The following is a 6817-nucleotide window of genomic DNA, read 5'->3' as shown; positions in this document are numbered from 1 at the left end:
CTATACGCCGCTAAGTTTGGCATAGGGAGTGGAAATTGGAAGTGATTAATTACGTCGGCTTCTCGATAGCCGCCTAGTGTGGAATCTACTGTGAGAATAATTGCTTTTGCTCCAGCAGCCACGGCTTTTTTGATGATAAATTCATTGAAGCCATCATCTTTACTCATATAAAGTTGGAAAAATTGAGGGGCGCCAGGAGCCGCCTCAGCCGCGGCTTCAATGGTGGTATTGGCATAGGTGCTAATGGAGAAAATCGATCCCGCTGCGGCTACTCCCTTGGCAGTATCCAACTCGCCTTTTTCATGGGCCAAACCTTGAGCTGCAGAAGGTGCTTCGATAATTGGTGTCTTCAAGTCAATATCCCACAGCTTTGTAGAAAGATCTGCAGCAGAGATGCCTTGCAACACTCGCGGTGTAATTTGACGTTTGTTAAAAGCAGCTGTGTTTTCTTTCATCGTCCATTCTGTTTCCGCCCCGCCGCGAATGTAGCCAAATGCGCCAGTGTCCATCTGAGCTTGAACTTTCGCTTCTAATCCTGCAATATTCACGATTTCGATTGCTTTTTCTTCATTACTTGTTTGATAAGTCATGTAAAACGCTCCTTTAATCCGTATGAATTTTACTAACTTATTGTAAGCCTGCCTTTGCAAAAAAACAAAGAATCTGTCTTGAGGGTTTTGTGAATGTGCTATAATTTTGTTATTAAATAGAAGCAAGGTAAAATGGAAAATCACTTGGGAGACAAATTGGCTTGGACGCTGTATCGTTTATAGGAGTTTATTTCAGATTGGATGTGTTTTTAGGCGAATTTTTTTTAGTTGAACTAGGGATTTTAATCTTTGTCCTGTTAGGGGCTGTTTGAATTTTTTATTAAAGTAGTTTAGTGGGGGAGGAAATAAGATGAAGCATTATTTGAAGGTGTTTTTAGTGGAGTTTGCAGTAGGAATGGGCGTACTGGTATTGGCTTTGCAGCTATATCCGAATCTTTTTGAGAAAGGCAATTTTTTCTTGCTTGTACTTGCGCTAGTACTTGCTTGTGGGCTGGGTACTGTGGGGCAAAAGTTGTTTGTGAGAGATGGAAAGGCATGAAGACTTTCTTTACGGCACAGTGGAGTTGGCTAGTTTTTTTGCAGAAAGAAAGCGGGAGGACAAATTGAATAAAACTAGTAGTAAGGTTTATATTCGATTAAGCGAAAATCTTTTTCGATGTAAGAAATATGATTTGAATTTTCAAATTACCAAAACGTTAATTGAACGAATTCAGGAATTTCCTGATATTTATATAGAGGAAATTGCGTATGCAGCAAAGACAACCCCAGCATCAATAACTAAGTTTTGTAAAAAGATTGGCTATCAAAGTTTCAAAGAGATGCGGACTGATTTAGACGTATACAGTAATGAATTGATGATGGATCAGTTTGAGGGCAACAAAAATAAAGAAGATTTTTTGGAAAATGTTTTAAATAAAGAGTATCAAATCAATCAACTCATCTTTGAGACCTTAGATGCAGATCAAACCCGACGCATTGCAAAGTCCATCAAGGAAAAATCCAAAATCGCCATATTCGGGAATAACTATTCTTTTACCGGAGTGAATTTTTTTAGAGAACTTCTCAGTCAAGAAGGTTATTTGGTAATGGAGTTGAATCGTTCCGCAGAGAGGCAACTGATTGAAAGTGTTCTTCAGGAATGCGATGCAGTTTTTATTATTTCATTAACTGGGGATTGGGTGCTAGAAAATAAGGAACTATTTATCAATCAGTCAATGCCCAATTACTTGTTGACTCAAAGAAAGGCAGAGGATTTTGGCAATCTATTCGATGAAATAATAACGTTCGATACTTTCGATTTTTTACTTTTATCAAATTATTATTCCCAAAAAATCATTCACCTGTGGACTATTTATTTTGTTATGTTTCTTAAAAATTAATTGGATTTCAAGAGCTATTTTCCATTTTTGGAAAATGGCTCTTGTTGTTTTTACTGCTCTTGAATGAGTATACTTTTTATAGAGACAAACACAGCAATTATAAATTAAGTAACGGAGGATGAAAAAAATGGATAACGTAATGAACTTTGTTGAAAACAAGCTGATGCCCCCGATGTTGAAACTTTCAAATCAGCGCCATTTAAACGCTGTAAGGGATGGTTTGATTGCGACAATTCCAATTACCGTCATTGGTTCTATGTTTCTTTTGATACCGTATATTCCTTGGCCACAAAGTTATGTTGAGTTTATGGGGAATAATCCTGATTTAGTATCAAAATTAATTTTACCTTTCAATATGAGTATGGGTCTTTTGTCTGTTTATGCAACTTTTGGCATTGGAGCTCGCTTGGCTAAAAGTTATAAGATGGATAGTTTAACCGGCGGTGTGGCAGCTTTGTTTACCTTTATGACAACGTTGAGTTTTACTACACTGGAGCAAGGAACATTCCTTTCCACCAAGTATCTTGGGGGAGAAGGTATGTTTAGCGGTATTATCACTGCTATCTTGGCAGTAGAGGTGATGCGTTTATGTAAGAAACATCGTATCGGAATTCGCTTGCCTGAACAGGTACCAACCAACGTTAGTAGTAGTTTTGAAGTTATCATTCCCGTTTTCTTTTCAATGACAATTGTTTGGATTATCGTACATTTAATTGGGTTTGACTTAAATGCTTTGATTTCAGATTTAGTAACACCTCTTTTAAGCGTTTCCTCTAATTCAATTGCTGCTCCGTTAATTTATGTGGGATTGACTTGCGTGATGTGGTTGTTTGGGATTCATCCACAAATTTTAGCAACGGTAATGCTTCCAATCTGGTTGGTTAATTCAGAGGCGAATATGGCAGCAGCACAAGCGGGTCAAGCGGTTACCAATATTGGGGTGCAACCTTTTATTTTCACGTTCTTATGGATTGGCGGCGGGGGTGGTACGTTAGCACTTTGCTTGCTGATGTGTTTCTCGAAGTCGAAATTCTTGAAAAAATTAGGACGTCTAAGCATCATTCCCGGATTTTTTAACATTAATGAACCATTACTTTTTGGTCTACCGATTGTTTTAAATCCTGCATTAGCGATTCCTTTTGCAATAGCGCCACTTGTAAACACCTTTATCACTTATTTTGCTTTTACTAGTGGGATTGTTCCAGGAATGGCCTATCCTTTAGCAGCAGTATGGACTGTACCTAGCGTTTTTGCAGCTGTTATTGCGACTGCAAGTATTCGGGGAGCGGTATTGGTAGTAGTGAACTTCTTTGTTTACTTGGGAATTTATTACCCATTTTTTAAAGCCTATGAGAGAAAGCTAGTTACTCAAGAAGGCGAAGAATCAAAAAATGAGATTGATCTTACACAGGCAGTTATTGAAGAATAAGGATAGGAGAAAAATTATGAGAATGAATCCAAAAGTATTTCCTAAAGACTTTTTTTGGGGCGGTGCTGTTGCCGCAAATCAATTAGAAGGTGCCTATTTAGAAGACGGAAAGGGCTTAAGTGTAGCTGACATTAATCGTTTCCGTGATGACATTGATATTAAGAAAAAAAGCAATAAAGAAATCTCAACCCAAGATATCGAATTTGCTATTCAAGATAAGGAGGGACGTTATCCGAAAAGAGATGGAATTGATTTTTATCATACTTATCGAGAAGATTTAAAGCTGCTATCTGAAACAGGGATGAATTCTTTTAGAACTTCTATTAGTTGGGCTAGAATTTTTCCTAAAGGGGATGAATTGGAACCTAACGAGGAAGGACTACAGTTTTATGATGATCTTTTTGATTGTATGCTTGAAAATGGTATGGAGCCGTTAGTCACATTGTCTCACTATGAAATGCCTCTCCATTTGACCACTGAATACAATGGTTGGGTTAATCGAAAATTAATTGACTATTTTACTCATTTTGCTCAAGTTGTATTTAATCGCTATCAGCATAAAGTGAAGTACTGGATTTTAGTCAATCAAATGAATCTAATTAGCCATGAATCCTTTAACCACTTGGGCATTCCGGAAGATCGAGTAGAGAATTTGCAAGAAGCTAAATATCAAGGGGTTCACAATGAATTAGTTGCATGTGCCCGCTCGATAAAAATTGGCAAGGAAATCAATCCAGATTTTCAAATTGGGATGATGTCTTACTATGGTAATGTCTATCCAGCAACATGCAAACCTGAAGATGTGTTAGCAGCATTGCAAAACAATCAAATGGAATATTTTTACTCAGATATCTTAGCTCGAGGAACATATCCAGGATACGCTTATCGTTTCTTTGAAGAACAAGGGCTAAATATCGAGTTTGGTCCAAATGATTTGGAAGATTTCAAGCATACTGTAGATTTTGTTTCTTTTTCCTACTACTATACGCGGATTATTAACTCGGAGAATCTGGGAGAAGCAGATGTGGCTAGTCCAAATCCCTATTTGCCGGTAAGTGATTGGGGCTGGGCAGTAGACCCAATTGGCCTACGAATTGCATTGAATGAGTATTATGATCGATACCAATTACCGCTGATGATTACTGAGAATGGCATGGGCTTTTATGAAACATTAGGCGATAATGGTACCATTTATGATGATTATCGGATGGAATTTTTGAAAGCCCATATTGAGCAAATGCAATTAGCTCTGTGGGATGGAGTGGATTTGATTGGCTATTATCCATGGGGACCGATTGATTTAATCAGTTGCTCTTCTTCTGAAATGAGTAAACGTTATGGTTTTATCTATGTTGACCTGGATGATTATGGCAAAGGTACTGGGAAACGTTATAAAAAAGCAAGCTTCGATTGGTATAAACAAGTGATTTCCTCCAATGGTACAAATTTAAATATTCCAGTCTTAGTAAGAGAAAACTAGTTGAATCTAAAAGTCGTTGGGAAAGTCACAGCGGCTTTTAGATTTTTTTACTGCCTTCCATTCTTTAGAGAAAACAAAAAAAACAAACGAGACAGACCACCAGATAGTCTGTCTCGTTTGCTTTTTACTTTAAATGAGAACGTCACCCAATAATAATCTGCTCAGTAGGGTATTCATAACCCAAATCCTGAGTTTCTTTTGGTACAAACAGTAATAACGTATAGAGCATGCCGATTCGGCCGATAAACATCAACGCTGCGATCACTCCTTGCCCTACTGGTGAGAGGCTAGCGGTGATTCCTAAAGACAATCCGGTAGTCCCAAAAGCAGAACAGACTTCCACAATAATGGCAATCAGTGGTTCTTTTTCGGTGGCGGTGAGAAAGACAATGCAGAAAAAGCACATGCTCATGGAAAGCATAAAGACCACTACGGATTTACGCACATCCGCGTCAGAAATCCGGCGACCGAAAATGTTAATATTGCCTTCCCCTTTTAAGAAGGAATAGAGGTAGAGGCCGATGATGGCCAAAGTAGTAGTCCGAATGCCGCCCCCCACTGAACTAGGGGAGCAGCCGATAAACATCAATAAAGAAAAGATAATCAATGTGGTAATTTGGAAATCATTTAAGTCGTGAATTTGCAATCCTGCATTTCTGGTGGTCATGGAATAAAACGCGCTGTTCATCCAAGCGCCAAAATCAGTAAGATTACTGAAAAGGTGGTCTTTTTCTAAGAGCCAAATAATGACCGTGCCTCCTACAAAGAGAATCACAAAGGCTAAAACGGCGATTTTGGTAAATAAGGAAAAGCGAAAGGGTAGCCCTAATTTCTTTTTGGCTTTGTGACGTAGCCGACATTGTTTGCGATACAAGAGCCATTCACGAAAATCCATCAATACGGGAAAACCAATGCCGCCGATAAAAATCAAAAAGATAATCCAAAACAAAAAGAAGTAATCGTGGGCAAGGGGCATGATGGAATCGCCAGTAACATCAAAACCAGAGTTGGTCACAGCCGAAATGGCCTGATAAAAGCCGTAAAAAATCGCATCCCGCCAGGTGTCGTAATAGCCTTGGAATTTGAAATACAAGGAAAACAGCACGCCAAAAATTCCTTGGAAAGCGAGAATAATCGTAAAAGTAGTGCGAATCAAACGCACAATACCACTTAAGCGGGGTTGATTCATATCCGTCATAATCAACTGGCGCTGTTTTAAAGTAATCCGTCTACGAGAGATAATGAAAAAGAACGTGGAAATCATCATGACCCCGAGGCCGCCGATTTGAAAGAGAATCTCCAGTAAAACAACGCCCCGATCGTTAAAGACGCTATTGATATCAAAAGTGGTCAAACCAGTGACACTGACGGTACTAATCGCCATAAATAGCAAATCCATAAAGGTAATGTGGCCAAAGGAATCTGCTTCTCTAAAAAAAGGCAGGTGAAATAAAACCAAAGAAATAACAGTCATTAATAAATAGTAGCTGACGATAATTTGGATAGATGAGACTTTATTGGTAATAAAATAGCGGGCTCGTCGGCTAAAAACTTCGTACAAGCGCTCAATTGAGTCCATAGTACACCTCACACGTGTTGTTCGTTATCTCCAGTATAGCAGAAGCCCTAGACAAAGGGGGATTTCAAAAGAAAATGCCAAGAAGTTCTTTGCGACTATAAAAAAAGTTGAGTTTCAGCTATAATGCTAACAGAAGAAATAGGGGGATTGGCATGGCACAATTGTTTTTTAAGTATGGCGCAATGAATAGCGGCAAAACCATCGAAATCTTAAAGGTGGCTCACAACTACGAGGAGCAAGACAAGCCGGTGGTGATTATGACCAGCGCCTTGGACACTCGTTCCGGGCACGGCCGGGTTTCTAGCCGGATTGGTTTAGAGCGAGAGGCATTACCAATTTCTGAAGATACCGATGTCTTTGGTACGATTGCCGCCATGAAGCCGGCACCATATTGTGTGT

The 6817-nt window shown here is 39.0% G+C and carries 6 protein-coding genes and 1 pseudogene; 5 read left to right on the top strand and 2 right to left on the bottom strand.

Annotated elements, in window-relative coordinates; translation table 11 throughout:
* Positions 1 to 590, bottom strand: a 590-nt coding sequence (locus AB5754_RS12425; RefSeq protein ID WP_368259629.1) for an alpha-hydroxy-acid oxidizing protein, incomplete at its 3' end; no start/stop codon positions are given.
* A 310-nt stretch (positions 591 to 900) separates the two neighbouring features.
* Here AB5754_RS12425 and AB5754_RS12420 point away from each other — a divergent pair.
* The 4 genes from AB5754_RS12420 (at position 901) to AB5754_RS12405 (ending at position 4839) form a co-directional block, all read left to right on the top strand.
* Positions 901 to 1089 carry a hypothetical protein gene (locus tag AB5754_RS12420; RefSeq protein ID WP_368251167.1) on the top strand — a complete coding sequence of 63 codons (189 nt, stop codon included), beginning with the start codon at positions 901 to 903 and terminating at the stop codon, positions 1087 to 1089.
* A 64-nt stretch (positions 1090 to 1153) separates the two neighbouring features.
* A complete protein-coding gene (locus AB5754_RS12415; protein ID WP_368251166.1) occupies positions 1154 to 1930 on the top strand; it encodes a MurR/RpiR family transcriptional regulator in 777 nt (258 codons plus the stop codon).
* A 118-nt stretch (positions 1931 to 2048) separates the two neighbouring features.
* Complete coding sequence (locus AB5754_RS12410) at positions 2049 to 3359, top strand: PTS sugar transporter subunit IIC (RefSeq protein ID WP_368251165.1); 1311 nt, start codon at positions 2049 to 2051, stop codon at positions 3357 to 3359.
* 16 nt (positions 3360 to 3375) lie between these two features.
* Positions 3376 to 4839 (top strand): glycoside hydrolase family 1 protein, encoded by a 1464-nt coding sequence (locus tag AB5754_RS12405; RefSeq protein WP_368251164.1) that lies wholly within the window; start codon positions 3376 to 3378, stop codon positions 4837 to 4839.
* 142 nt (positions 4840 to 4981) lie between these two features.
* Here the strand turns inward: AB5754_RS12405 and AB5754_RS12400 are convergent, their stop codons facing one another.
* Positions 4982 to 6418 carry a TrkH family potassium uptake protein gene (locus AB5754_RS12400; RefSeq protein ID WP_368251163.1) on the bottom strand — a complete coding sequence of 479 codons (1437 nt, stop codon included), beginning with the start codon at positions 6416 to 6418 and terminating at the stop codon, positions 4982 to 4984.
* 152 nt (positions 6419 to 6570) lie between these two features.
* On the opposite strand from AB5754_RS12400, the pseudogene AB5754_RS12395 reads away from it, so the two are divergent.
* A pseudogene (locus AB5754_RS12395) lies at positions 6571 to 6817 on the top strand (thymidine kinase); the annotation flags it as partial.

Origin of the sequence: Enterococcus sp. 2201sp1_2201st1_C11_2201SCRN_220225, assembly GCF_040925905.1 — a bacterium.
GTDB lineage: Bacteria > Bacillota > Bacilli > Lactobacillales > Enterococcaceae > Enterococcus_C > Enterococcus_C asini_A.
The sequence above is the reverse complement of the archived record's forward strand: the minus strand, read 5'-3'. Positions and strand labels throughout refer to the sequence as shown.

Bases quoted from the DNA above. Each gene is read 5' to 3' on its own strand.
- AB5754_RS12420 (WP_368251167.1), top strand. From the start codon at position 901: ATGAAGCATTATTTGAAGGTGTTTTTAGTGGAGTTTGCAGTAGGAATG.
- AB5754_RS12410 (WP_368251165.1), top strand. From the start codon at position 2,049: ATGAAAAAAATGGATAACGTAATGAACTTTGTTGAAAACAAGCTGATG.
- AB5754_RS12405 (WP_368251164.1), top strand. From the start codon at position 3,376: ATGAGAATGAATCCAAAAGTATTTCCTAAAGACTTTTTTTGGGGCGGT.
- AB5754_RS12400 (WP_368251163.1), bottom strand. From the start codon at position 6,418: ATGGACTCAATTGAGCGCTTGTACGAAGTTTTTAGCCGACGAGCCCGC.